This window comes from Flavobacterium sp. LPB0248 (assembly GCF_013388355.1).
Lineage (GTDB): Bacteria > Bacteroidota > Bacteroidia > Flavobacteriales > Flavobacteriaceae > Flavobacterium.
Map to the genome: position 1 here is coordinate 353,127 of NZ_CP058246.1, position 24,610 is coordinate 377,736.

General features: G+C 35.0%; 20 protein-coding genes. 14 read left to right on the forward strand and 6 right to left on the reverse strand.

All coding sequences use genetic code 11. The annotated features are described in order from the left end of the window. Positions 1–165: 165 nt before the first annotated feature. The 7 genes from LPB248_RS01345 (at position 166) to LPB248_RS01375 (ending at position 8,602) form a co-directional block, all read left to right on the forward strand. Positions 166–525 (forward strand): hypothetical protein, encoded by a 360-nt coding sequence (locus LPB248_RS01345; protein WP_177209817.1) that lies wholly within the window; start codon positions 166–168, stop codon positions 523–525. Positions 526–761: 236 nt separating this feature from the next. Beyond that, entirely contained in the window at positions 762–1,856 is a 1,095-nt protein-coding gene (locus tag LPB248_RS01350; RefSeq protein WP_255462987.1) for an efflux RND transporter periplasmic adaptor subunit, read from the forward strand. 51 nt (positions 1,857–1,907) lie between these two features. Next, a complete protein-coding gene (locus tag LPB248_RS01355; RefSeq protein ID WP_177209818.1) occupies positions 1,908–5,024 on the forward strand; it encodes an efflux RND transporter permease subunit in 3,117 nt (1,038 codons plus the stop codon). A 3-nt stretch (positions 5,025–5,027) separates the two neighbouring features. Next, a complete protein-coding gene (locus LPB248_RS01360) occupies positions 5,028–6,518 on the forward strand; it encodes a TolC family protein (RefSeq protein ID WP_177209819.1) in 1,491 nt (496 codons plus the stop codon). Between the two features lie 160 nt (positions 6,519–6,678). After that, complete coding sequence (locus LPB248_RS01365; RefSeq protein ID WP_177209820.1) at positions 6,679–7,239, forward strand: Crp/Fnr family transcriptional regulator; 561 nt, start codon at positions 6,679–6,681, stop codon at positions 7,237–7,239. Between the two features lie 242 nt (positions 7,240–7,481). Continuing rightward, positions 7,482–7,808, forward strand: coding sequence for a DMT family transporter (locus LPB248_RS01370; RefSeq protein ID WP_026728926.1), 327 nt, complete (start codon positions 7,482–7,484; stop codon positions 7,806–7,808). Positions 7,809–8,155: 347 nt separating this feature from the next. Next, positions 8,156–8,602 (forward strand): GNAT family N-acetyltransferase, encoded by a 447-nt coding sequence (locus LPB248_RS01375; RefSeq protein WP_177209821.1) that lies wholly within the window; start codon positions 8,156–8,158, stop codon positions 8,600–8,602. A gap of 4 nt (positions 8,603–8,606) precedes the next feature. Here the strand turns inward: LPB248_RS01375 and LPB248_RS01380 are convergent, their stop codons facing one another. Continuing rightward, entirely contained in the window at positions 8,607–9,470 is an 864-nt protein-coding gene (locus LPB248_RS01380; RefSeq protein ID WP_177209822.1) for a LysR family transcriptional regulator, read from the reverse strand. A 63-nt stretch (positions 9,471–9,533) separates the two neighbouring features. Here LPB248_RS01380 and LPB248_RS01385 point away from each other — a divergent pair, with 63 nt between their 5' ends. Together LPB248_RS01385 and LPB248_RS01390 are read left to right on the forward strand one after the other, a co-directional pair. Continuing rightward, positions 9,534–10,055, forward strand: coding sequence for a GNAT family N-acetyltransferase (locus tag LPB248_RS01385; protein ID WP_177209823.1), 522 nt, complete (start codon positions 9,534–9,536; stop codon positions 10,053–10,055). Position 10,056: 1 nt separating this feature from the next. After that, positions 10,057–10,944, forward strand: coding sequence for a DMT family transporter (locus LPB248_RS01390; protein ID WP_177209824.1), 888 nt, complete (start codon positions 10,057–10,059; stop codon positions 10,942–10,944). A 291-nt stretch (positions 10,945–11,235) separates the two neighbouring features. Here the strand turns inward: LPB248_RS01390 and LPB248_RS01395 are convergent, their stop codons facing one another. Continuing rightward, complete coding sequence (locus tag LPB248_RS01395) at positions 11,236–12,570, reverse strand: sensor histidine kinase (protein WP_177209825.1); 1,335 nt, start codon at positions 12,568–12,570, stop codon at positions 11,236–11,238. A gap of 2 nt (positions 12,571–12,572) precedes the next feature. Next, on the reverse strand, positions 12,573–13,922 hold the full coding sequence (locus tag LPB248_RS01400) for a sigma-54-dependent transcriptional regulator (protein WP_177209826.1): 1,350 nt from the start codon (positions 13,920–13,922) through the stop codon (positions 12,573–12,575). Between the two features lie 286 nt (positions 13,923–14,208). On the opposite strand from LPB248_RS01400, the gene LPB248_RS01405 reads away from it, so the two are divergent. The 3 genes from LPB248_RS01405 to LPB248_RS01415 are packed head-to-tail and all read left to right on the forward strand — an operon-like array spanning position 14,209 to position 19,791. Next, complete coding sequence (locus tag LPB248_RS01405; RefSeq protein ID WP_177209827.1) at positions 14,209–14,919, forward strand: ABC transporter ATP-binding protein; 711 nt, start codon at positions 14,209–14,211, stop codon at positions 14,917–14,919. A gap of 4 nt (positions 14,920–14,923) precedes the next feature. Further along, positions 14,924–17,335, forward strand: a complete 2,412-nt coding sequence (locus tag LPB248_RS01410; protein WP_177209828.1) for an ABC transporter permease — start codon at positions 14,924–14,926, stop codon at positions 17,333–17,335. Between the two features lie 32 nt (positions 17,336–17,367). After that, entirely contained in the window at positions 17,368–19,791 is a 2,424-nt protein-coding gene (locus LPB248_RS01415) for an ABC transporter permease (protein WP_177209829.1), read from the forward strand. 67 nt (positions 19,792–19,858) lie between these two features. Here LPB248_RS01415 and LPB248_RS01420 read toward each other — a convergent pair whose 3' ends face one another. After that, positions 19,859–20,470: a DUF417 family protein gene (locus LPB248_RS01420; protein WP_177209830.1), complete on the reverse strand. Its 612-nt coding sequence runs from the start codon at positions 20,468–20,470 to the stop codon at positions 19,859–19,861. A gap of 79 nt (positions 20,471–20,549) precedes the next feature. After that, on the reverse strand, positions 20,550–21,362 hold the full coding sequence (locus LPB248_RS01425; protein ID WP_177209831.1) for a helix-turn-helix domain-containing protein: 813 nt from the start codon (positions 21,360–21,362) through the stop codon (positions 20,550–20,552). A 252-nt stretch (positions 21,363–21,614) separates the two neighbouring features. On the opposite strand from LPB248_RS01425, the gene LPB248_RS01430 reads away from it, so the two are divergent. After that, positions 21,615–22,184: a Crp/Fnr family transcriptional regulator gene (locus LPB248_RS01430; protein ID WP_177209832.1), complete on the forward strand. Its 570-nt coding sequence runs from the start codon at positions 21,615–21,617 to the stop codon at positions 22,182–22,184. A 58-nt stretch (positions 22,185–22,242) separates the two neighbouring features. Further along, a complete protein-coding gene (gene ilvD / locus LPB248_RS01435; protein ID WP_177209833.1) occupies positions 22,243–23,934 on the forward strand; it encodes a dihydroxy-acid dehydratase in 1,692 nt (563 codons plus the stop codon). A gap of 110 nt (positions 23,935–24,044) precedes the next feature. Here ilvD and LPB248_RS01440 read toward each other — a convergent pair whose 3' ends face one another. Further along, positions 24,045–24,599 (reverse strand): NAD(P)-binding domain-containing protein, encoded by a 555-nt coding sequence (locus LPB248_RS01440; RefSeq protein WP_177209834.1) that lies wholly within the window; start codon positions 24,597–24,599, stop codon positions 24,045–24,047. Between the last annotated feature and the right edge of the window lie 11 nt (positions 24,600–24,610).

The following is a 24,610-nucleotide window of genomic DNA, read 5'->3' on the forward strand; positions in this document are numbered from 1 at the left end:
CCAAACCCCTAAAAACCACCCCCAATTATTATCAAATTTTTAAATCTCATGGTTTTTAGAAAAATTTTAAGAAACCTTGCTTTTCAAATTACTATATTTGGCGCACTTTAGAGAATAATTAACCCACTTTCTAAGAAACAAAATTGTAATTCCTGCTGTAGTTGTATGAAACCCACTAAGTTCATATATATCGTTTTACTTTCGCTGCTTTGTTTTTTCAGAGGCACCGAAACGTATTCGCCAATTTATACTTTCAGCAACTGTATTACTTTAGATAGCGTTGCGGCAGACGACACGCAGATTTTTTCTTCTGACTTTTCTTCTTCTAAAAATCTAGAAGTTCATTATAAGCTCAAAAAGAAAATGAAATGCAGAGCGACTACTTTAGAACAAAGTACGATCAAAGCTCCATATTTCAGCAATTTAGTCAACTTCAAGCTTTATAAAGAAAGCTTAATCTATGGTATCGCTTCAATATACCATATTGAAAGACATCCCCACTTACATTTGTACCAGTTATTCTAGACTGATGTATTTCGTTGTTTTTATATTCTAGTATTCTGGAACAATCCCTCATTTACGTATGTGATTGAGCTGTTATTGCTATAAAAACACCTCTAAACGGTACTTTTCTAAAAGAGAAGCATCCTAATCCATTTTTATTTTCTGTTTCGATTTTTATCGAAAATAAAATCCAAATTCAGACTCCCGATATTTTAGTATCAAGGGAGCACATCTATTTATTCAAAAATTTAAACCTAATGATGAGCATTTATAAAAATCCATTCCTTTTATGCACCTTGGCTTTATTCGTTTTAGTCTCGTGCGGTGATAAAGCAAAAAAAGATTCAAACAACATAAAAACAGTTCCCGTTTATAAGGTAACTCTAAAAGACACCATAGTTTCGAGCAAATTTGTTGCCGATGTACATGCTAAAAACAATGTAGAAATTCACGTTCGTATTCCAGGTCTACTAGACAAAGTATATGTTAGTGAAGGACAAAAAGTAAAAAAAGGGCAAATCCTTTTTAAAATAAGCGATGTTGAACTTCAGATCCAATTGCTAAAAGCCGAAGCCGTTTACAAAAGTGCAAAAGCCGATTTAAGAATTGCAACTGTAGAACTAGAACAGGCGCAAACTCTTTTCAATAAAAAAGTAATTGCAGATAAAGAATTAGAATTATCTAAAGCAAAAAATGATGCCGCTTCTGCAAAATTGGCTCATGCTGCTGCAGAAAGAAAAGCAATCAACCAACAGATTAGCTTTACCACAATCCGCGCGCCATTTGACGGAACAGTTGACCGTATTCCGTTTAAGGAAGGAAGTTTAGTAGAAAATGGTTCATTACTAACAACCGTTTCTCAATTAGACGATGTGTACGCCTATTTCTCAATTCCTGAGAATACCTATTTCCAAATGATGGAAGACAAAACCTTAAACACACAAGGCGATATCAAATTGGTGTTACCAAACGGACAAGTTTACGATCAAAAAGGAGAATTAAGAACTGCCGATGGAGATATCGACAGACAAACAGGTTCTATTCAATACAAAGCAAAATTTCACAATCCGCAAGGATTTATCAAACACGGAACTTCTGGCAAACTGATTATTTCTGAGCCAAAAACCAATGCAATTTTAATTCCGCAGAAAGCTGTTTTTTCTATCCAAGACAAACAATACGTTTTCCGCGTGAACAAAGATGGAGTAGTTAAAATGACGAATGTTACCATTGAAACGACTCTAGATGATGTGTATATCTTAAATGATGGTCTAAAAAGCGATGACCTGATTGTACAAGAAGGCACACAATCATTGAGAGACGGCGATAAAATCAACATGAAACAAATGTAGATTATCAATCTGTAAAAACAGTTATTTAATTATTTATCTAAAACATTTAAAATGATAGAGTTATTTATCAGGAGGAAAATATTGTCATTAATCATCTCGGTTATGATAGTCCTTCTGGGATTGCTGGCGTTGTTTCAGCTTCCTATTACCCAATTCCCAGATATTGTACCACCGTCTGTAACCGTTACAGCAAAATATACAGGAGCAAATGCAGAGGTTTCGGCCAATGCCGTCGCCCTTCCGTTAGAAAGAGCCATAAATGGAGTTCCTGGAATGACATATATGTCAACCGTAACTTCCAACGATGGTTTAACCTTAATTCAGGTTTTCTTTGAAGTAGGAACTGATCCCGATCTAGCTGCCGTAAATGTGCAGAACAGGGTTACCACGATTTTGGATGAACTTCCAGAAGAGGTAATTCGCGCCGGGGTTACCACCGAAAAAGAGGTAAACAGTATGTTGATGTACTTGAACATTACGAGTACCGACAAAACTCAGGACGAGCAGTTTATCTTCAACTTTACCGATATTAATATTCTTCAGGAATTAAAGCGTATTGATGGTGTCGGACGTGCCGAAATCATGGGTCAGAAAGAATATTCGATGCGTGTTTGGTTAGATCCAGAAAAGATGCTTTCGTACAATATTTCGGCAAATGAAGTTATTGCTTCACTTCAAAAACAAAACATTTCTGCCGCTCCAGGTAAAGTGGGTGAAGGTTCAGGACAAATGAACAATCAGCTGCAATACGTAATTAAGTACGGCGGAAAATTCTTCGAACCAAAACAATATGAGGAAATTCCGTTAAGAGCCAATTCAGACGGAACTATTTTAAGATTGAAAGACATTTCGAAAATTGAATTTGGCGCGATGAGTTACGGAATGGTTTCTAAAACAGATGGAAAACCTTCGGCATCAATCATGTTAAAACAGCGTCCAGGTTCTAATGCGTCTGAAGTTATTGCCAGCGTAAAAGAAAAAATGACCGAACTGAAAGGTTCTTCTTTTCCTCCTGGAATGGAATTTAATATTGCTTACGACGTTTCGCGTTTCCTTGACGCTTCGATTCATGAAGTATTGAGAACTTTGATTGAAGCCTTTCTTTTGGTAGCATTTGTAGTTTTCCTTTTCCTTCAAGATTGGAGATCGACTTTAATTCCAGTATTGGCAGTTCCTGTGGCACTTATTGGTTCGTTTACCTTTATGTCGATGATGGGATTCTCGATCAACTTATTAACGCTTTTCGCTTTAGTACTTTCGATCGGAATCGTGGTCGATAACGCGATTGTCGTCGTCGAAGCCGTTCACGTAAAAATCTCCGAAGAGCATATGTCACCAATGGAAGCTACCATTAGCGCGATGAAAGAAATTACCGGAGCTGTTATTGCAATTACGATTGTAATGGCAGCCGTGTTTATTCCAGTTGCATTCTTGAGCGGTCCAGTCGGAGTTTTCTACAGGCAGTTCTCATTGACAATGGCAATAAGTATCGTAATTTCTGGTATTAACGCACTTACCCTTACTCCTGCCCTTTGTGCGATTATGCTAAAAGCGCATGATCCTAACAAAGAGAAAAAATCGCTTTTAGATCGTTTCTTCCACAGATTCAACCATTGGTTTGATAATATTACTTCAAAATACATCAAAGTATTAGTAAAATTTGCTGATCGCAGCACTGTAACTATTGGATTATTGGTATTGTTCTGCATTTTAACATGGGGGACAACAAAATTCTTAGCATCTGGATTTATACCAACTGAAGATCAGGGAATGGTTTACGTAAGTGTTACAACGCCACAAGGAGCAACAGTAGAACGTACTGAAAAAGCTCTAGACGAAGTAACTAAAATTGCACAAGGAATTAAAGGTGTTGACAACGTAACGACTCTTGCGGGATACAGTATTGTAACCGAAATCGCTGGAGCTTCGTACGGAATGGGAATGATTAACCTAAAAGACTGGAGCGAACGTGATATTTCGGTAACCGAATTTATGGCGGAACTTACAGAAAAAACCAAAAATATTACCGACGCGCAAATCGAGATTTTTGCACCGCCAACCGTTCCTGGTTTTGGTAATACGAGTGGTTTTGAGCTTCGTTTACTGGATAAATCTGGAGGAAGTATTACCAATACCGATAAAGTAACCAAAGAATTTATCAAAGAACTAAATGCTTCGCCAGAGATTCAGAACTCTTTCTCGAGTTTTGATGCCACTTTCCCGCAGTATTTAATTCATATTGATTACGATTTGGCTGCCAAAAAAGGAATTTCGGTAGACAATGCCATGTCGACTTTACAAACCATGTTAGGTTCGTTTTACGCAACCAATTTTATTCGTTTCTCTCAAATGTATAAAGTAATGGTTCAGGCAAGTCCGCAATTCCGTCAAAATCCAGAAAGTATTTTGGATATGTACTTGAAGAATGAAGCAGGCGAAATGGTTCCGTTTTCTACTTTCATCAAATTAGAAAGAGTTTACGGTCCTGAGGTTTTAACGCGTTACAACATGTACATGTCGGCTATGATTAACGGTGAACCTGCTGAAGGTTACAGCTCTGGAGATGCCATTGCCGCTGTTGAAAAAATTGCTGCAGAAAAACTCCCAAGCCGTTTCGAATTGGAATGGTCTGGTATGACGCGTGAAGAGATTTTATCAGGAAACCAAACCATCTACATTTTTGCGCTTTGTATACTTTTTGTATACTTATTGCTTGCTGCGCAGTACGAAAGTTTATTGCTTCCGTTCCCAGTATTGTTGAGTTTACCAGTTGGAGTTTTCGGTTCTTATATTGCACTTGTAATGGTTGGACTCGATAATAACATCTATGCCCAAGTAGCACTCGTCATGCTGATCGGTCTGCTCGCCAAGAACGCCATTCTGATTGTTGAGTTTGCGATGGCACAAAATAAGCTCGGACGAGATATTGTCGAAGCAGCAATTGAAGGAGCAAGACTTCGTTTCCGTCCTATTTTGATGACCTCTTTTGCTTTTATTTCAGGATTGATTCCGTTGTGTATCGCTTCTGGTGCGGGTGCAATTGGTAACCGTTCAATCGGAACAGCAGCTGCGGGAGGAATGTTAATCGGAACAGTGTTTGGTCTTTTAATCATTCCTGGACTTTACATACTGTTTGCGAAATTGGAAAAACGAATGAATAAAAATTAAACAATGAAAGAGATATTAAATCAATATAAAAATGCTGATGTGCAGTTTCTAAGGACAACCAAAAGTGCCGTTGTAATAACCGGAATTTTACTTTTGACAGCTTGTTCTGCACCAAAAGTTAGCACCAAACTAGACGCTGCAAAGCTTCCAGAAAATTTTGATGCACAAAGAAAAGAAGCATCAAGTGAGACTTTTATTCCATTAAAAACAGAAACCTTTTTTAAAGATCCAAAACTAGAAGCTTTATTAAAGAAAGCCATTGCCAAGAATCCTGATTATTTAATCATGCAGGAAAGAATCCTGATTGCCAATTCGCATTTAAAAGTGGCAAAACTGGCGCTTCTTCCCTCTTTAGATTTTGTTGCCGATGCTTCTGGAACACATTACGGAAAATATACGATGGATGGAGTTGGTAACTTTGATACTAACTTTTCTCAAAATATTACTGAAAAACAAAGAATCAACGAAAATGTAACTCCAAACTTATTTTTAGGCGCGAAAGTTTCTTGGGAAGCGGATATCTGGGGAAAACTGAGCAATCGCAAAAAAGCAGCGCAACAGCGATTTTTTGCTTCTCAGCAGGGAATGCGATTATTACAAACGCGTCTTTTAAGTGATGTTGCCGACTTGTATTTCAAACTGATTGCTTTAGACAAACAAGCTGCGATTTACGATAATAACTTGAAAACACAGGAAAGAGCTCTTGATATTGTATCGGCACAAAGATCTGTTGGTAAAGCTACAGAATTGGCAGTACAACAATTTAATGCACAAAACAATAACATTCATGCCGAAGCTTCAGAATTAAAATTAAGCATCGATCAAACTGAGAAAGCTTTATTGACACTTTTAGGAGAATACGGCGGAAAAGTTGACCGAAGCAACGACTTTTTGGCTGGACATTTAGAAGTTTTAAACCAAAAAATAAGCGTAGATTCTATCATTCATAAAAGACCAGATGTGTCTGAAGCTTACTTCGAATTATTAGCAAGTAACGCAGATGCTAAATCGGCTCGCGCTGCCTTTTTTCCAACAGTAAATCTAGGCGGATACGCGGGTTTCAACTCATTCTCGTTCAATACTTTCTTTGATGCTGGTTCTTTTGCCTGGCAATTATTGGGCGGTTTAACAGCTCCAGTTTTCAATAAAGGACAGATCAAGCAGGAATTTTATGTTTCGAATAGAAGACAGGAAATCTCATTTCTTCAATATCAAAATGCTGTTACAACAGCTTTCAATGAGTTAAGTGCTTTATTGCACAGAAATGAAGCTTATGAAGATGTTTTAAAATATAAATTAAACGAAATTGATCATCTAGAAATTGCCGTAAATGTCTCAAACGATTTGTATTTGAGCGGTTATGCCAATTATCTGGAAATCATCAATGCGCAAAAAAATAAATTGCAAGCCGAATTGGATTTTGTTGATATCCAACTTCGAAATGCAAACTCACAAGTATTGCTGTACAAAGCTTTAGGCGGAGGAATAAATTAGTTTATATGTTGGTCAAAAATGGCTTCTGTTTATAATAGCTCATCGCAGAGGTTGTTTTTAAGTCCCGTTTCTATTTTGAAACGGGATTTTTTTTTATAAAACCAACACTCATTTTACCGTTTACTTTTTACCTTTATTCCAAAATACTAAAATTCCGTTGATGGATATTTCCAAAATTCTCGATTACATACACGAACTTCCTGAGCAATCTAAGCTTGCTTTGCAAAACAATGTCACCGAAATTGCTTTTGCTAAAGGGCATATTTTGCTAAAAGCCAATAAAGTAGAATCGAATATTTATTTTATAAAGAAAGGATTGGTGAGAGCTTATGTAGAAAGAGATAATGAAGTTACGTTTTGGTTTGGAAAAGAAGGTGAAACCATTATTTCGATGAAAAGTTATGTGGAAGATCAGCCTGGATATGAAACCATCGAGCTTTTGGAAGACTGCGAATTGTACGAACTCAAAACGGAAAATCTAAGAAAACTCTTTAATGAAGATGTTCACATCGCCAATTGGGGACGAAAATTTGCTGAAAAAGAATTAATTAAGACCGAAGAACGTTTGATCTCTAAACAATTCAAAAATGCATCTGAACGTTATTTAGAATTAATGAAAGACCATCCCGAATTATTGCAAAGAGTTCAACTAGGACATATTGCTTCCTATTTAGGAATTACACAAGTCAGTTTAAGCAGAATACGTGCAGAAATAAAATAACCTGTTTAGATTTTTTTTTCAATTCTATCCAATTAATTATATTTAAATCTGCTTTAATCTGTGTAAATCTGCGTGAAAAAATCATACACAAAAGTATTTCACGCAGATTACAAAAGATTTTAGCAGATCAAATTAGATTTTAATTGTTCAGCAAAACAGATTAAAATAACTTCATTTTTTATCATTTGTTAATTTTTTTCTGATTTCCATAAAAGAACTTTGCATCACAAAATTTTAACTATATGAACTGGATTATTTTAATCATCGCGGGTCTATTTGAAGTAGCCTTCGCATCATGTCTTGGAAAAGCAAAAGCAACTACTGGAACTGAAATGTACTATTGGTATATTGGTTTCTTTATTTCATTAACTGTAAGTATGCTTTTATTAATGAAAGCTACAGAAACCCTTCCGCTAGGAACGGCTTATGCTGTTTGGACAGGAATTGGAGCTGTGGGAACTGTGTTAGTTGGTATTTTTGTTTTTAAAGAACCTGCAGCGTTCTGGAGATTGTTTTTCTTAGCGACATTGGTTGGTTCTATTGTTGGGTTAAAGGCGGTTTCTCACTAAAAATATATTATACGAATTGGATACAACTTTGTCAAAGTTTCAAACTTTGACAAAGTTTTTTTGTTTTAAACACATAGAAATTACCCCAATCTTGTCATTCCGACGGAGGAGGAATCACACGCGGAATTCGACAAAGATTGTAGGCATTCTGCGTGGGGTTTCTAGTGTGATTCCTCGTTCCTCAGAATGACAAGCTGTTAGCAGAACTTTGTCAAAGTTTAAAACTTTGACAAAGTTAATCCTTGAAACAACTAATGCAATTCCAGCATCACATGATAGAAAAATAGCATTTTTAATCATTATTCACTCCTTTATCTTTGCAAAAAAATTAAAGCCTAAAATAAAAAATGACATTCAGCCATTCCATTAAATCTTTTGACGAATTAACCAATCACGAAATGTACAATATGCTTCGGTTAAGAAGCGACGTTTTTGTAGTCGAACAAAACTGCCCTTATCTCGATTTAGACAATAAAGACCAAAAAGGTTTTCATTTATTGTATTACGTCGATAACGAATTGGCAGGTGTGACGCGTTTACTTCCTAAAGGAGTATCGTATGACGAGGTTTCAATAGGAAGAGTTGTAATTGCAAAATCGCATCGCGGATTAGGTTTAGGAGTAAAACTAATGGAAGCTTCAATTGCAGGTTGCGAAGAGAAATTCGGAAAAGGTCCAATTAGAATTAGTGCACAATACCATTTATCCAAATTCTATCAATCTTTAGGATTTGTAGAACAAGGAGAAGTGTATGATGAAGACGGAATTCCGCATATTGGAATGCTGAGAGCTTAACGATTTACGGAATAATCAATTTCAGAACATTGGCCAACACGGGATTATGATCTTCGGTTCTCCAATTGACATAAAGATCGGTTTCTAAAGGCAATTTTATAAATCGGATTCCAGGGATTTCATGAAAGACATACGAATCGGGTAAAATGGCGATTCCGAGTCCCTTACGAACCAAAGCGATTATAGAAGAACCAAATTCAGACTGAAGATAAGCTTCTGGCGCGTTTTCCAAAGAATTGAATAATCTCTGAATAAGGTCGCTGTAACTGCTGCCTTCGTCATTGGTTGGCAAAATAAACTTTTGAGAAGCAAGGGTTTCTTTAGTAAAATCCTCTGGCGTTTGATATGGATGATCTTCTGGAACAACAACTGCTAAGTGATCGGTATAGATTTTTTGAGATTGAATATCTTTTGAATTATTGATATCTCTGGTAATCGCCAGATCTATTTTATAATTTCGCAGAAAATCCTGCTGATTCTCGTACAGCACCTGAACCAGTTTGATTTTTAGTTTTGGGAAAGCTTCTGAAATACGCGACAAAATTTCGGGCATAAGAGAAGCCGAAATAGAATCGGGATGAGAAATGGTAATGGTACCGCTCTCTCCTAGCTGAATCTGACGGGCAGATTGATGAATAAACTCTAGTTTACTCAATTCAACCTCCCATTTTTCTTTTAAGAACTGGCCAGCAGCAGTAAGTTTAACGTTGCGTTTATTACGCTCAAACAGCTGCACGCCAAGCTGATTTTCAAGAGACTGAATTTGACGGCTAAGTGCTGATTGTGTAATATTCATCTTTCCGGCGGTGTTCCAGAAATGAAGTTCTCGCGAAAGAGCCAAAAAATATTTAATCTGCTGTAAATCCATTGATGCAATTTACGCATTTATCAAAAACAAAACACAGCATTTAATGCATTAGAGAAATAAAAAATGAATACGCTAAAAATAACCAAAGCCACAGCTGAAGATGCTTTAAAATTGCAATCCATTGGCAGACAAACTTTTTCTGAAACCTTTGCCGATGTCAACAGCGAAGAAAACATGAAAAAATATCTGGACGAAAGCTTCGCTACAGCAAAACTGACAGCAGAATTAAACAATTCTTCCTCTTATTTCTATTTAGCTGTTTTAGATGAAAAAATAGTCGGTTACTTAAAATTGAATACAGCTGATGCACAAACCGAAAAAGAAGATTTAAATGCCTTAGAAATAGAACGTATTTATGTAGCAAAGGAATTTCATGGTAAAAAAGTCGCGCAGGCACTATACGCTCAAGCAGAAGAAATTGCCCAAGAAATAAAAGCTACGTACATGTGGTTGGGTGTTTGGGAAAAGAATTTTAGAGCTGTAAGTTTCTACACTAAAAATGGTTTTGTACAATTTGACACGCATATTTTTAGATTAGGAGACGACGAGCAAACCGATTTAATGATGAAAAAAGTATTGATTTAAAATGGAAAGAAGACAGCTTTTATTGTTTTTATTAATTCTTGGCACTGCATTTTGGGGAGTATCCTATTCCGTTACCAAAATGGCAATTGGCCACTATTCGCTAAACGTATTTTTATTTTATCGTTTCCTGCTGGCAGTTGTGGTATTGAGTATTATTTTTTGGAAATATGTCAAAGATATTAATCGAGAAGCTATTAAAACAGGCTTTTTGCTTGCTGTACCCATGTTTTTAGGCATTCAGCTTCAAACAGTTGGACTTAAATATACAGATGCTTCACAATGCTCTTTTATTGCAGGATTAACCGTAATTATTATTCCGTTATTAAAACTAGCGATTTATAAAACCAACGCTTCACTAAAAATCTGGATTGCCGCTTTGACGGCTTTAACTGGGTTATTTATTATTGCCATTCAGGATAAATTTACCATAAATTTCGGGGATTTATTTACCATTGCAGGAGCCTTTGCTTTTGCAGTTTATTTGATTGCTGTCGAAAAACATTCGGCCACCAAAAACCTTTTGTATTCTATTGTACCAATGTTTGCATTTTGTGCGCTTTTTACATTTTTTATAGCGTTAACAGACAGTTCATCAGAATGGTTGCCTCAAAATAATACGTTTTGGATGGGCGTAATTTACTGTGCTTTGTTTTCTACCGCTTTTATGTATACGGTTTCAAACATTTCGCAGCGTTATTTATCGGCAGAACGTGTAGCGGTTATTTATTTGTTTGAGCCTGTTTTTGGGGCAATTGGAGCCTTTTTCATTTTAGGTGAAAACCTTTCATGGCGTTTACTTTTAGGCGGAACTTTGATTTTTTCTGCTACAATTATTTCTGAAGTCAATTTTAAAAGCGAAAAATTAAAGCTGTTGATTAGAAAAAACTAATATTTTAAAATATTTCATGCAGATTTAAAAAGATTTAAGCAGATCAACGCAGATTTTTATTTTAATAAATCTTTTTAAATCTGCTGAATCTGCGTGAAAAAATCTAAACTGTTTTTTAAGTAGATCAGCATAAACTTTGTCAAAGTTCCGCCATTGTTTGTCATTCCGAGGAACGAGGAATCACACTAGAAACTCCGTGCCGAATTTCTCCAATCTTTGTCGAGCTTCAAACGGAGATTTCTCCTTCGTCGAAATGACAAAAATGCGCAAACTAACTTTAGATTATATCTATCAATCCTCAATCAAAGAAATCTCAAAAGTCGTTTTTCCATTTTCGTTTTTATGCGAAATATAACCGCCGTGTGCTTCAATAATATTTTTAGATAAAGTCAATCCAATTCCCGCTCCTTCCGTGCGGGTGGTGAAAAACGGAAGAAATATTTTGTCCTCAATTTCTTTTTCAATTCCTTTTCCAGAATCTGAAACCTTTATAAAAATGCGATTATTTTTGGCTTCCGCCGAAATCGAAATTTGTTTCGTATTGCTATTTTCTAAAGCATTAATCGAATTGGTCAATAAATTAATTAATACCTGCTCTATCTGCTGCGAATCTATATTTATTAGATAATTTTGAGTAACGGAATTGGTAACTTCAATATTATTTTTCCTAAACAACGGATTCATAACCTGAATACAGTTTTCAGTTATGTGCTGCAGTGAAGTTTTTTCTTTTTTAGGCGAAGGAAGCATTGCCAATTTTCTATAACCTTCTACAAATTTTTGCAAATGATCACTTCGTCTCAGCATTGTATGTACGCTGTGTTTGATATCTTCTAAATCTTCTGTCGAAAGCGAATCTTGTTCTACTAAATCTTCTAAATTCTGGCAAATCGAACGAATTGGCGTGATGGAATTTAGCAATTCATGCGAAATCACTTTCATCAAATTAATCCACGCATCTTTTTCTTTCTTTTCTACTACATTCTGAATGGAATCTAATAGAACAATAAAATAATCCTGCCCAAAAATTTCGGTTCGTGAAGCCTGCAAAACAAACGTCTGTTTGCTTTGTTCGTTTATACTAAGTTCGATTGAAGTTTTAATTTCATGAAAATCATCTTCTTCGATAATTTCGCACAAAGAGGGCAGCTGATTTTTAAGATATTTCCATTTTGAAACTTTCGGAACATTAAAGTGACTCGAGAAATAATCATTCATCAAAAAAATACTCCAATCGCTTTCTTGTTTCTGCAAAATAATTACACCCGATTCTATATTGTTTAAAATCGAACGGTAAATAATATCTCTAGTAACTTGCTCGTTTTGTTTACTTTTTAAAGTTTCATATAAGGTAAAAAGCTCGTTATATGTACTATTGAATTTATGTTTTGAGAAATCGGAACTAAAATCATCTTGCAATATCGAAGAGATGGTTTTATTATAAATCAAAACCATATTTCTAACATAAAAATACATTTCCCTTCCTAGTAGAAAAACCATGCAGAGACCAAAAACTCCCGTAAAAAGCAAACCAATTCTAAAGAAATACAGCGACAATTCGATTCCGATTACAATAAAAATTAATCGCAGAAAAAGGAGTTTATAAGTTTGTAAAGTCCTTAGCATAATTAGTCGATATTGATATTAAATTTCTCCAAACGTCTGTACAATGCACCTCTTGACAAACCCAATTCTTCGGCAGTTTTACTGATATTGTTGTTGTTTTTAAGCAGTGCTTTTTCAACCGTTGCTTTTTCAACAGAAGAAAGCTGAATATCATCTGAGTTTTCCTCGTAAGGTGTTATCGTTTCTAAATCAAGATCAGAAACAGTTATGGTGTTATTTTCACAAAGAATAACAGCACGTTCAATCTTATTCTCCATTTCGCGGATGTTTCCGTTCCAAGCGTGTTTTTCAATTTGTTCTAAGACTTTTTTATCAAAAGTGATTTCGTCACGGCCGTATTTTTCAATCATTTTATCCAAAAGATATTCGGCAAGCGGAATCTTATCTTCATGACGTTCTCTTAGTGGAGGCAAAACAATTTCCATTGTATTGATGCGATAATACAAGTCTTCTCGGAAGTTTTTATCGGCAACTTCTAGTTTTAAGTTCAAGTTTGTTGCTGTAATAATTCTAACGTTTAAAGGTCTTGCTTTAGTTTCTCCTAATCTTGTTACGGTTTTGGTCTGAATAACTTGCAAAAGTTTTGATTGTAGATGAAGCGGTACATTTCCTATTTCATCCAAAAAAATGGTTCCGTTCTGCGCCATTTCAAAACGTCCCGCTGTATCGGTTTTGGCATCGGTAAAAGCACCTTTGGCATAACCAAACAATTCGCTTTCGAAAATATTCGAATTCAAAGAGCCCAAATCAACTGCAATAAATGGCTGGCTTTTTCTTTCTGATTGGGTATGAATATGATGCGCTAGAACAAATTTTCCTGTTCCGTTTTCACCCAAAATCAAAACATTGGCATCAGTTTTTGCGACTTTATCTGCTAAAGAATATGCCTTTTTTATAATCTCAGAACTGCCAACAAAGAATTCTTCTTTTACTTCTACTTCTTTGTTTTTCTTCTGTTCTTTTCGAGCTTTATCTACAGCTTGTTTTACCGATTCTAAAAGCTTTTTATTTTCCCAAGGTTTCAGAATATAATCAAAAGCACCCGATTTTAAGCCTTCAACAGCTGTTTCTACTTTTCCGAAAGCGGTCATTAAAATTACCACCGTTTTAGGCGAAAGCGTTTTTATTTCTTTCAATAAATACAAACCTTCTCTCCCATCTTCAAATCCTAATCTGTAATTCATATCCAAAAGGACGACATCAATGGCATTTTTTGCCAATAATTCGACAATGTTTTTCGGATTATTTAGCGTATAAATGTTTTCAAAATACTTTTTCAAGTAGACTTTTGATGCAAAAAGAATGTCTTCCTGATCGTCGATGATTAAAATAGATGCGTTGGTCTTTTTCATTATTGTTCAGTTTTGGACGAAAGGTGTCCACTTATGGACAGTTTAAATTTATTCAGAAAAATAATCCCTTAAAAACAAGGTATTTACAAGGTTTAATTTACTGGCACGAAAATCACATTAAAACTTGTAAATCATTAATAATTAACCTCTTTCGGAAGTACAAATAACAAAATAAATAGCGATAAATTAAAAATAATTTATCTTAATTTTCAGACTTGTTTCTATCATTTCCAAAGGGCATAAAAATTTTAAAAGAAAATCAATCAAAAATTAAAACAGTCAAATTATGATTACCATTACAAAACTTTCAAAAGTATTTAGAACTGAGGAATTAGAAACCAAAGCATTAAGTGACGTTTCGCTGACCATCAATCAAGGCGATTTTGTATCGATTATGGGACCGTCTGGAAGCGGAAAATCGACTTTATTGAACATCATTGGACTTCTGGATAGCGCTTCTAGCGGAAGTTACCAGCTTTTGGATCAGGAAATGGTTGGCTTAAAAGAAAAGTCTAGAGCGCAAGCCAGAAAAGAAAACATCGGATTCATCTTCCAGAACTTCAATTTAATTGACGAATTATCGGTTTTTGATAACATCGAACTGCCTTTAATTTATAACAATGTTCCTTCTGCCGAAAGAAAATCGCGAGTAAATGAGATGGCGAAAATTTTGGGAATCGCTCATAGATTGAAGCATTTTCCGCAACAGCTTTCAGGCGGACAGCAGCAGCGTGTAGCCGTAGCAAGAGCTTTAATCAATAATCCGAAAATTATTCTAGCCGATGAGCCAACAGGAAACCTAGACAGCAGAAACGGAAATGAAGTAATGGAATTGTTGACCGATCTTCATGCCAGCGGATCGACAATCTTAATGGTAACACACTCAGATTACGATGCTTCTTTCTCGCAAAGAACAATTTTAATGAAAGATGGCGAAATCCTTTCTGAAAAAGTAAATCATAGAAATGTTGATGTTTTAGTTAATTCTAACTGCTAAAGTCATGTTGAAGAATTGGACAAACATATTTGTTTATCATATAAAGAACAACAAATTCTTTACAGCCCTAAATATATTGGGCTTGAGTATAGGAATTGCAGGTTTAATCTTTGCAATTCTATACTGGAACGACGAACATTCTTACGATCAATGGAATCCTGAGAAAGATAAAATTTTTATTGCAATGAATGATTTTGGAGGTGGAAATATCTGGACAACAAATTCTCCAATTCCAGGTAGAATGCTTAATGCAACTACTTCATACTTGGATAAATACTGTTATTTCAGAGTAAACTATACCACGGAAACTATTCAGTATAATGGAAAAATCGAATTGGTTGACAAAATCTTTTCAGCCGAAAGGAGTTTCTTTTCTTTCTTCCCTTTTGAATTTATTCAAGGTAATGCTAAGACAGCTTTTAGCGACCGCAACAGCATGGTTCTTTCTAAAGAAACTGCTGCGCGCATTTTTAAGAATGAAAACCCAATGGGAAAACAGGTCAAATACGCAGATCGAATTTTTGTTGTTCGCGGTGTATATAAAATGCCTGAAAAATCATCAGTAATGCCTTCGGTAATTACTCCTGTTGTAGAAGAGGAATTAGAACAAAACAAAGATAACTGGGGTTTCAGTTACGGATTAATGTTAAAGCTCAAAAAGCCAATCGACACTACAGCAGTTATTCAAAAATTAGACAAAATATTTCTTGAAGACAACTACAAAAAACAGGCAAAAGCTGAGGGATTATCTATTGAACAGTTTATAAAACAATATGGAGATCCTATAAAATCAAGGCTTCTTCCTCTTTCAAAAGCAAGGCTTCGTCAAGGAAATTATGCATTTCCTGAACAGAATGCCAATTTGCAATTTCTAAAAATTGTAATGGGTTTATCCATCTTAATTTTAATACTTTCGGTTGTAAACTACATTAATATGGCTACTGCAAATGCAGTAAAGCGAGCCAAAGAAGTTGGTGTTCGCAAGATAGTCGGTGCTACGAAATCGCAAATTGTTACGCAGTTTGTTTTTGAAACCACACTTATTACCTTGTTCTCAGTTTTACTGGCAATGGTAATCGTAGAGCTTTCGCTTCCTTTCTATAATGCTTTTTTAAACAAAGACTTAATGCTAATTGGAAATCAATTTTACTTCCAACTTATTTTAATTTTCTTCTTTGTAATTATCGTTTCGGGCGTTTTTCCTGCTGTTTACATTGCAAATTTTGAAACACTGAAAGTCTTAAAAGGCAATTTTTCAAGAAGTAAAAACGGTGTCTGGATTCGTAACGGAATGCTTGTTTTACAATTCTCTATTGCTACTCTTTTTATCATCGGATCTTTTATTGTTCATAAACAGGTAAATTACATGATTTCCAAAGATTTAGGTTTTGATGGTGCACAGGTTATGGACATTGCTTTTAGACCTGTAAAAGATAAAATTCAGTATGAAAGATATAAAACTATAAAACAGGAACTTTCAAAAATTAAAGGTGTTGAAGCTGTTTCTACTGGAGTTTTTTCCATTGGAAGCAATCTCAATTCTTGGCAAGGGCTTCATTATAAATCTAATAAAGAAGTTATTACACAGCAATTGGGACTTGACTTTGGCCAATTAAATTTACTAGGAATTAAAATAGTTAAAGGAAGAGATTTAAGCAGCAAACTGGCAACAGATAGTATTACAAGTGCATTATTGAATGAAACTGCTGCAAAAACTCTTATGGTAAAAGATCCTATAAACAAAGAAATTACTTTCGGCGGTCAAAAATATAAAGTTGTTGGCATCGTTAAAGATTTTCATTATATCGGAATGGAATATAACGTGGCGCCTATGATTTTCTTTCACATTAAATCTGTTTCCTGGATGGAAAATTATTTACAGTTTATTACGGTTAAAATATCACCTGACGGAATGCCAGAAACGATTGCTTCAATTGAAAAATTCTGGAAAACTAAAGTCGATCAGGAATATCCGTTTGAATATGGTTTTGTAGATAAAAACTTTGCTCGAACTTATAAAAAATATCAAGATCAAAGAAACTTGTTTGCTTTACTGAATGTGGTCGTAATATTAATTGCTGTTTTTGGATTATTTGCTTTGGCTTCTTTTTCTATGGAAAGAAGATTGCGCGAAATCGCCATTAGAAAAACACTCGGTGCGGAAACCAATATTTTGCTAAAAGAATTATCTAAACAGTACGTCCTTTTCTGCGTAATTGGTTTCTTAATCGGAATTGTTCCTGCTTATTTATTGATGCAGAAATGGTTAGAAAACTTTGCTTCTCGAATTGATATTCCGTTTTTGCCATTTTTAGTTGCTTTTGTATCACTGTTGTTTTTAACGCTGACCATTGTTTTAGCAAAAGCCTACCAAGTGACCAAAGTAAATGTTTTAAAATATTTAAAATACGAGTAAACTAACTCCAAAACCAAAAAAACACCAACAAAATGCTAAAAAACTGGATCAATATATTTATCTATCAAATCAAACACAGTAAGCTTTTTACTGCTCTCAATATTCTCGGATTATCAATAGGAATTTCGGGTTTAATTTTCGCGCTTCTTTATTGGAACGACGAACACAGCTACAATGCTTGGAATCCAGAAAAAGATAAAGTTTATCAGGTTTTAGCGCAATTGAGCGATATGCCTGTAACTGCAAATAATCCTGTACGTTTAAAACCTCATTTAGAAAATGACCCCAACGTAGAAGCTGTTGTTTATGCAGATGAATGGTATCAAAAAGACAAAGTGGTTTACAATGGCCAAAAGGAATTTGTAGATAAAATCGTAAATGCCGAAAAAGATTTCTTTTCTCTTTTTCCGTTTGAATTTATTTATGGAAATGCCAAATCGGCTATAAAAGACGAAAACAGTATTGCCATTTCAGAGAAACTTGCAGAACGCTTTTTTGGAAATAAAAACCCAATAGGCAAACAAATCAAATGTTTGGATGCTACGTTTACAATTTCAGGTGTTTATCGCATTCCAGGAAATTCATCGATCGCACCAAACATAGTGATAAACCGCATGAAAGACTTGGCAGATCCTGACAAAAACCCTGGCCTATTTGTTTTAAAAGTATTGGTAAAACTAAAAGATCCATCAAAAGTAGAATCGACCAGAAAAATGCTTGATAAAGTATTTTATGACGAGGTTATTGTAAGAACTGCCAAACAAGCGGGTTTTACACCTGCCGAAATGGTCAAGAAAATGGGAAGTTTCAAAGTTTTGATGGAACCGCTTTCATCTGCCAGACTGCATTCTGTTATTGATGGATATCCTGAGGGAAGAGGAAATTATCAGTTTCTGGTAATTATGGCTTGCTTATCGGTTTTAATTCTTATTCTGTCTATTGTCAATTATATCAATTTGGCAACAGCAAATTCGATTAAAAGAGCCAAAGAAGTTGGAGTTCGTAAAATATTGGGCGCTTCCAAAAAACAGATTGTTTGGCAATTCATTTTTGAAACCGTTTTGATGACTGCTTTTTCGGTTTTATTAGCGTTAATGATTGTAGAAATTGCTCTTCCTTATTACAATTCTTTTTTAGAGAAAAACTTAAGGATAATCGAAAGTCAATTTTATCTCCAGTTGATACTAGTTTTTCTCATAACCATTGTATTTGCAGGAATATTTCCAGCTTTATATGTTGCTAATTTTGAGACTTTAAAAGTTTTAAGAGGCAATTATGCTCGAAGTAAAAGCGGCGTTTGGATCAGAAATGGAATGCTGATTTTTCAATTTGCCATTGCTTCCTTTTTTATTATTGGTTCTGTAGTGGTCTATCAGCAAATTAAATATCTAAACAATAAAGATCTTGGTTTTAAAGGCGATCAGGTTATGGCCATTTCGTTAAATCTTCCGTCTTCCTATTATCAGGGAGAAAATGTTGGAAAGAATATTTTTGAAAGATATAACACTATAAAACAGGAACTTTCAAAAATTAAAGGCGTTGAAAAAGTTTCAACTGGTCTTCTTTCTTTTGATGGAGAAGATGATTCACAATGGCCAATTTGGTATCGAGATGTGCTTTTCAAACAAAAAGCAATTGGACTTGATTATGATATGCTAAATCTGCTAAATATAAAAGTAATAAAAGGCAGAAATCTTAGTCCAAACATAGCTTCAGACACTATAAATTCTGTTTTAGTTAATGAAAAATCATTGAGTTTAATGCAGATAAAAGATCCTATTGGCAAAGAGATCAAAATTGGAAATCAGAAAATGAGGATTATTGGCGTGGTAAAAGATTTTAATCTTTTAAGTCCAGAAGTCGATGTTCCACCGATTACTTTTTATCATATAAAATCTCTAGATATGGCCGATGAAATGAATCGAATCTATGTAAAATTAAAAGCAGATCAGATTCAAAGTAGTATTGCTGCAATTGAAAAATTTTGGAAAACAAAAGTCGATACCGAATATCCATTTCAATATGATTTTGCCGATAAAGAATATGCCCGAACTTACGAGTCTTATGTAAAGCAGAAAAATTTGTTTTCTCTGCTCAATGTTATTGTGATTCTTATTGCCCTTTTTGGACTTTTTGCTCTGGCATCTTATTCCATTCAAAGAAGAATGAAAGAAATTGCGATTCGAAAAACTTTGGGCGCAGAGACTAATATCTTATTGAAAGAACTGTCTAAACAATATGTAGTGTATTGTGCAATAGGTTTCCTTATTGCTGTATTTCCTGCCTATGTTTTATTGCAGAAATGGCTGAATAATTTTGCCTTTAGAATCGAAATTCCGATGCTGCCGTTTCTACTTTCCTTTTTGCTTTTATTGTTTTTAACGCTATGCATTGTTTTAGCAAAAGCGTATCAAGCAACAAAAGTCGATGTGCTGAAATATTTAAAATACGAATAAGTTAGTTTTGAGTTTTTGTAAAAAGCTGTGCAAGTCTGAGCCCTTGCGCAGCATTTTTTATTTTCGATTAAGCGTAAAATCGTTTTAAAATTTTCTTTGCACTGTCTGAAGCTACGATCAATCCGCCACTCATCATGATAATATCTTTGAGAACCAAACGGTCTCCTACAGAAAGATACGGAAACCCAAATTCTGGTGTTGGAAAATCTCCACCCAAATTCGGAACGTAAACTTCTGGCGTTGTGATTAAAAATGATAAAGTTACAAACGCCATTCCGAATGTCAGAAGTCCGCCCAAAAAGCCCATTTTAGGAAACCAGATTCCCAAAAGAACCAACAAACCAATTGTGACAATAACAGTTCCTAGTCCGTAAGAAAAAATATAAGTTCCGTTGGCTTCGTGCCATTTGATGTTTTTCTCAACAGTTTTACCTTCAACGTTTTTGTAAAGTGTGTACACTTTTACTGTTTTACCTTCATCATTTACAACCTGTTGATTAGCATCTTTATAAAAGAAACTCATAAACGGACTATTCGCAACCAGCGGAACAATTCCGTCAGCTTCATATTTAAAGGCTTTTAATCCGCCAATCCATGCCATTACAACAAATATGGCAATTCTTAAAAAGTGAATAAAGTTATTTTGTCCACCCGCAATAAATCGTATAAATTTTTCCATTTTGATTCTGTTTTAAATACAAATCAAAATTACTTTATGCTTATCTGGATAAAAATGGACGTAAAGGAGTTTTCATGGACTATTTTGCCACGATAGAAATGCCAACTTCTTTTCTGAATTCTTTAGGCGAAATGCCCACACTTTTCTTGAAATATCGGCTGAAATAAAATTCGTCTTCAAAATTAAGATCGTCTGCAATTTCTTTTATTGTTTTGGTTGTCAAATGCAACAATTTCTTAGCTTCCAAAACAATGCGATCTTGAATAAGCTGAGAAGGCGATTTCCCGAAATGTTTTTTGATTCTTTTACTGAAAGTATTGACGCTCAAGTTGTATTTTGAGGCATAAAAAGCGACTTCTTTTGCCTCTAAAAAATGAGAATCCAACAAATGCTGAAACTTCAAAATGTCAGCGTTTCCAATAGATTCCTGAATCTTTGGTGACATTTTGAGCTGTTTTTCTTTACTGCTCAAGGCTAGAATAACCTGCAGATAAGACTTTAGAATCGAATTATCATAATCCATTTCTGAGTCTTCTACCCTTTTCATTCTTTCCATAATGCTCGTGATTTCCTCGTAAATAAAATCGGAAACAGCTACAAAAGGTTCGCTATAAATATCATTGAATAAAATTCCGTTGCAAGCCACTTCTTTTTTATGGTATTCAATACAGTAAAAATCTCCATGAAAACTGAGAATATTTAGGAAAGGTGCTGTCGAATTTTTCCATTGCAATAACTGATACGGTGTTAAAAACAAAAGACATTTTCCTTTACATTCGTAATCAGTTAAATCAACAGAAAAAGCCGCTTCTCCATCAAACATTAAAATGTTGTAATACGGTTCGTTGATTGCCTTTTCAAGAAAAGAAGATTGTTTCAGTTCGATTTTCATTTTACTAAATTACAGATTTGTTTTTGTTTCACGCAGATTCTGCAGATTTGAGCAGATTAAAACTTTAAAACTTTACGTCTTAGCGACTTTGCTAGATTATATTTTAAGTATCTTTTTCCATTCTTTGAAAAATTGCTCGCAAAGTCGCAAAGACGCAAAGTTATTTATATTCATTCTTAAACCGATTTTGACATTCGTCAATGTTTTTTTCCTTGATTAACTTTACTTTTGATAATGATTAATTTTTGAGAAATGATGAGTGAACTTGAGGCTTTAATTCAGAGTAGATTACAATTGGAAAATGATGAACTTAACACCATTTTATCCTGCTTTAAATTAATACAAGTAAAGAAGAATGAGCAGTTACTTAAAAGCGGAACCGTTGCGAATAAAATATTTTTTATAAAAAAAGGCTGTCTGCGATTGTATTACAGCACAGAAGATCATAATATAACTACACGTTTTATGGCTTTTGAAGGTACATTTCTAACTTCGATTGTCAGTTTTATTTCTAGAGAACCAAGCACTGAATACATTGAAGCGGTTGAGGCTTCAGAGCTTTTGGCTATTTCTTATGAAGATTTTTTTCATCTTCGCAACACCATTCCGCAATGGGATAAAATGTACATCTATATTCTCGAATATGGTCTTACGGTGATTACTTCTAAACTTAGCAGCCTATTGACACAAAATGCAGCTGAACGGTATAGAAATCTTCTTAAAAACAACCCCGAACTCATTCAGAGATTGTCCAATGCCAATCTTGCGGCATACCTTAATATTTCGCCAGAAACATTAAGCAGAATAAAATCACAGATTTAATTATAATCTGTTAACTATCAAAAAAAACAAAAAACAACATTAAAAAACATTTTCTATCATGAGAAGTGATGAAGTAAAAAAAGGTGTTCAGCGAACTCCTCACAGATCCTTATTGCGAGCTACGGGCTTGAAAAATGAAGATTTCAGCAAACCATTTATTGGAGTGGCAAATTCGTTTATCGAAATCATTCCAGGACATTTTTTCCTAAACAAAGTCTCTGAAATTATCAAAGAAGAAATTCGTGCCAATGGCTGTGTTCCGTTTGAGTTTAATACAATCGGAATCGATGACGGAATTGCAATGGGACATGACGGAATGTTATACTCGCTTCCGAGCCGTGAAATTATCGCCAACTCTATAGAAAGTGTAATGAATGCGCATAAACTGGATGCGATGATTGCAATTCCAAATTGTGATAAAATTGTTCCCGGAATGATCATGGGTGCTTTACGTGTAGATGTTCCAACCATTTTTGTAAGCGGAGGCCCAATGTCTAAAGGTTATACTAAAAATGGAACGGCAATTGACTTAGCTACAGCTTTTGAAGCAGTCGGAAAACACGAAGCAGGAAAAATCTCTGACGAAGAATTATATGATATTGAATGTAATGCCTGTCCAAGCGGTGGAAGCTGTTCTGGAATGTTTACCGCAAATTCTATGAATACTTTGATGGAAGCAATGGGAATTGCACTTCCTGGAAACGGTACTATTCTAGCTCAAACTCCAGAACGTGAACAATTGTACCGCGAAGCAGCAAGAAGAATCTGTGATATTGCAAAAGATCAGCAGGCTATTGAAAAATTCAAACTGAAAAATATCTTAAACGAAAATGCCGTTCGCAACGCTTTTGCTGTCGATATGGCAATGGGCGGAAGTACAAATACTGTTCTTCATATGCTTGCAATTGCGAACGAAGCTAATGTTGATTTTAAATTAAAAGACATTAATACCATTTCTGGAAATGTGGCGCATATTGCTAAGATTTCACCAAGTTTAAGCACGGTTCATATGGAAGATATCAACAGAGCTGGTGGTGTAAATGCGGTTATGAAGGAAATAAACAAAAGAGGTTCAGGCGTTTTAATTGATAATCTTACGATTAGTGGTGAAACTTTATTGGAAAAAATTGCTAATGCCGAAATTAAAGATACTACAATTATTCATACTATCGATAATCCGTACAGTAGAGTTGGCGGATTGGCCATTTTATACGGAAATCTTGCTGAGCAAGGTGCAGTTATTAAAACTGCAGGATTAACTGGAGATCGCGTATTTACTGGTAGCGCAGTCTGTTTTGACGGTCAAGCCGAAGCGATTGCAGGAATTATGATGGGAAAAGTGAAAGCCGGAAATGTAGTGGTTATTCGTTACGAAGGGCCAAAAGGCGGACCTGGAATGCAAGAAATGCTTTCTCCTACGAGTTTAATTATGGGAATGGGACTTGGAAGTTCTGTAGCTTTAATTACTGACGGAAGATTTAGCGGTGCAACCAGAGGAGCTTCAATCGGACACGTTTCTCCAGAAGCTGCTGAGGGCGGTATGATTGGTTTGGTAAAAGACGGAGACGAAATTCACATTGATGTAGATCAGTATATTTTGTCTGTTAATTTAAGTGATGAAGAAATCGCAACAAGAAGAGCAGCTTTTAAACCATTAAAAAAACCATTAAACTCAAAATGGCTTTCACAATACAGAGCGTTAGTAACTAATGCTAGTACTGGAGCTGTCTTAAAAACAGATTTAGATTAAAAATTAAAAAAATCCAAAAAGAAATGTCCCAGAAAGTTAGCTTTTCTGGGAACATTTCGGGGGTTTGAACAATTCTAATTATTCAAAGCTGGTATCGTAATATTTCTTTTTTAACTCATGAAACAAGAATGCATTGGAAGTTGGTACAATTCTTCAAAATCGATCCCAGTAAGATTTAGGCTTTTAAAAAATATTTTGGCTTTATTTTTTGCCTGTTTATTCAATCCTGTATAAAATATTTCATTGCCATTTTGCTCTTGGTTTACCATCGAAAGCACTTCTGGATTCACTATATTAAGCACCCTAATCACATGAGCTTCTGGCAAAAGTGATGCAATTATTTCAGATGATGATTTTGCATTTGGCTCCAGACATTCTAAACTAAAAATTGGATTGCTGGAATGTATTAGCACTTTCTCATTCATGTCTGGCAAGTCTGTCAGGAATAATCCAACATCTTCACGTGGAATAAAGAGTATTAAAATACTGGCTTTTGCGGCTTCGTCTTTACTTACCAATTTTACATTCTTTCCTAAGGTTTTAGCTATATCTTTAAACTGGCTATTTTCGCGGGTCGAACTCAATAATACTTGATGTCCTGCCTCGACTGCACGGCTCACAAAATCCATTGTAAAACTACATAAACCTATTACTCCTATTTTCATACTTCTAAACT

What these genes read in the sequence shown, in the direction of transcription:
- LPB248_RS01345 (WP_177209817.1), top strand. Translation starts at nt 166, where the DNA reads ATGAAACCCACTAAGTTCATATATATCGTTTTACTTTCGCTGCTTTGT.
- LPB248_RS01350 (WP_255462987.1), top strand. Translation starts at nt 762, where the DNA reads ATGATGAGCATTTATAAAAATCCATTCCTTTTATGCACCTTGGCTTTA.
- LPB248_RS01355 (WP_177209818.1), top strand. Translation starts at nt 1,908, where the DNA reads ATGATAGAGTTATTTATCAGGAGGAAAATATTGTCATTAATCATCTCG.
- LPB248_RS01360 (WP_177209819.1), top strand. Translation starts at nt 5,028, where the DNA reads ATGAAAGAGATATTAAATCAATATAAAAATGCTGATGTGCAGTTTCTA.
- LPB248_RS01365 (WP_177209820.1), top strand. Translation starts at nt 6,679, where the DNA reads ATGGATATTTCCAAAATTCTCGATTACATACACGAACTTCCTGAGCAA.
- LPB248_RS01370 (WP_026728926.1), top strand. Translation starts at nt 7,482, where the DNA reads ATGAACTGGATTATTTTAATCATCGCGGGTCTATTTGAAGTAGCCTTC.
- LPB248_RS01375 (WP_177209821.1), top strand. Translation starts at nt 8,156, where the DNA reads ATGACATTCAGCCATTCCATTAAATCTTTTGACGAATTAACCAATCAC.
- LPB248_RS01380 (WP_177209822.1), bottom strand. Translation starts at nt 9,470, where the DNA reads ATGGATTTACAGCAGATTAAATATTTTTTGGCTCTTTCGCGAGAACTT.
- LPB248_RS01385 (WP_177209823.1), top strand. Translation starts at nt 9,534, where the DNA reads ATGAATACGCTAAAAATAACCAAAGCCACAGCTGAAGATGCTTTAAAA.
- LPB248_RS01390 (WP_177209824.1), top strand. Translation starts at nt 10,057, where the DNA reads ATGGAAAGAAGACAGCTTTTATTGTTTTTATTAATTCTTGGCACTGCA.
- LPB248_RS01395 (WP_177209825.1), bottom strand. Translation starts at nt 12,570, where the DNA reads ATGCTAAGGACTTTACAAACTTATAAACTCCTTTTTCTGCGATTAATT.
- LPB248_RS01400 (WP_177209826.1), bottom strand. Translation starts at nt 13,922, where the DNA reads ATGAAAAAGACCAACGCATCTATTTTAATCATCGACGATCAGGAAGAC.
- LPB248_RS01405 (WP_177209827.1), top strand. Translation starts at nt 14,209, where the DNA reads ATGATTACCATTACAAAACTTTCAAAAGTATTTAGAACTGAGGAATTA.
- LPB248_RS01410 (WP_177209828.1), top strand. Translation starts at nt 14,924, where the DNA reads ATGTTGAAGAATTGGACAAACATATTTGTTTATCATATAAAGAACAAC.
- LPB248_RS01415 (WP_177209829.1), top strand. Translation starts at nt 17,368, where the DNA reads ATGCTAAAAAACTGGATCAATATATTTATCTATCAAATCAAACACAGT.
- LPB248_RS01420 (WP_177209830.1), bottom strand. Translation starts at nt 20,470, where the DNA reads ATGGAAAAATTTATACGATTTATTGCGGGTGGACAAAATAACTTTATT.
- LPB248_RS01425 (WP_177209831.1), bottom strand. Translation starts at nt 21,362, where the DNA reads ATGAAAATCGAACTGAAACAATCTTCTTTTCTTGAAAAGGCAATCAAC.
- LPB248_RS01430 (WP_177209832.1), top strand. Translation starts at nt 21,615, where the DNA reads ATGATGAGTGAACTTGAGGCTTTAATTCAGAGTAGATTACAATTGGAA.
- ilvD (WP_177209833.1), top strand. Translation starts at nt 22,243, where the DNA reads ATGAGAAGTGATGAAGTAAAAAAAGGTGTTCAGCGAACTCCTCACAGA.
- LPB248_RS01440 (WP_177209834.1), bottom strand. Translation starts at nt 24,599, where the DNA reads ATGAAAATAGGAGTAATAGGTTTATGTAGTTTTACAATGGATTTTGTG.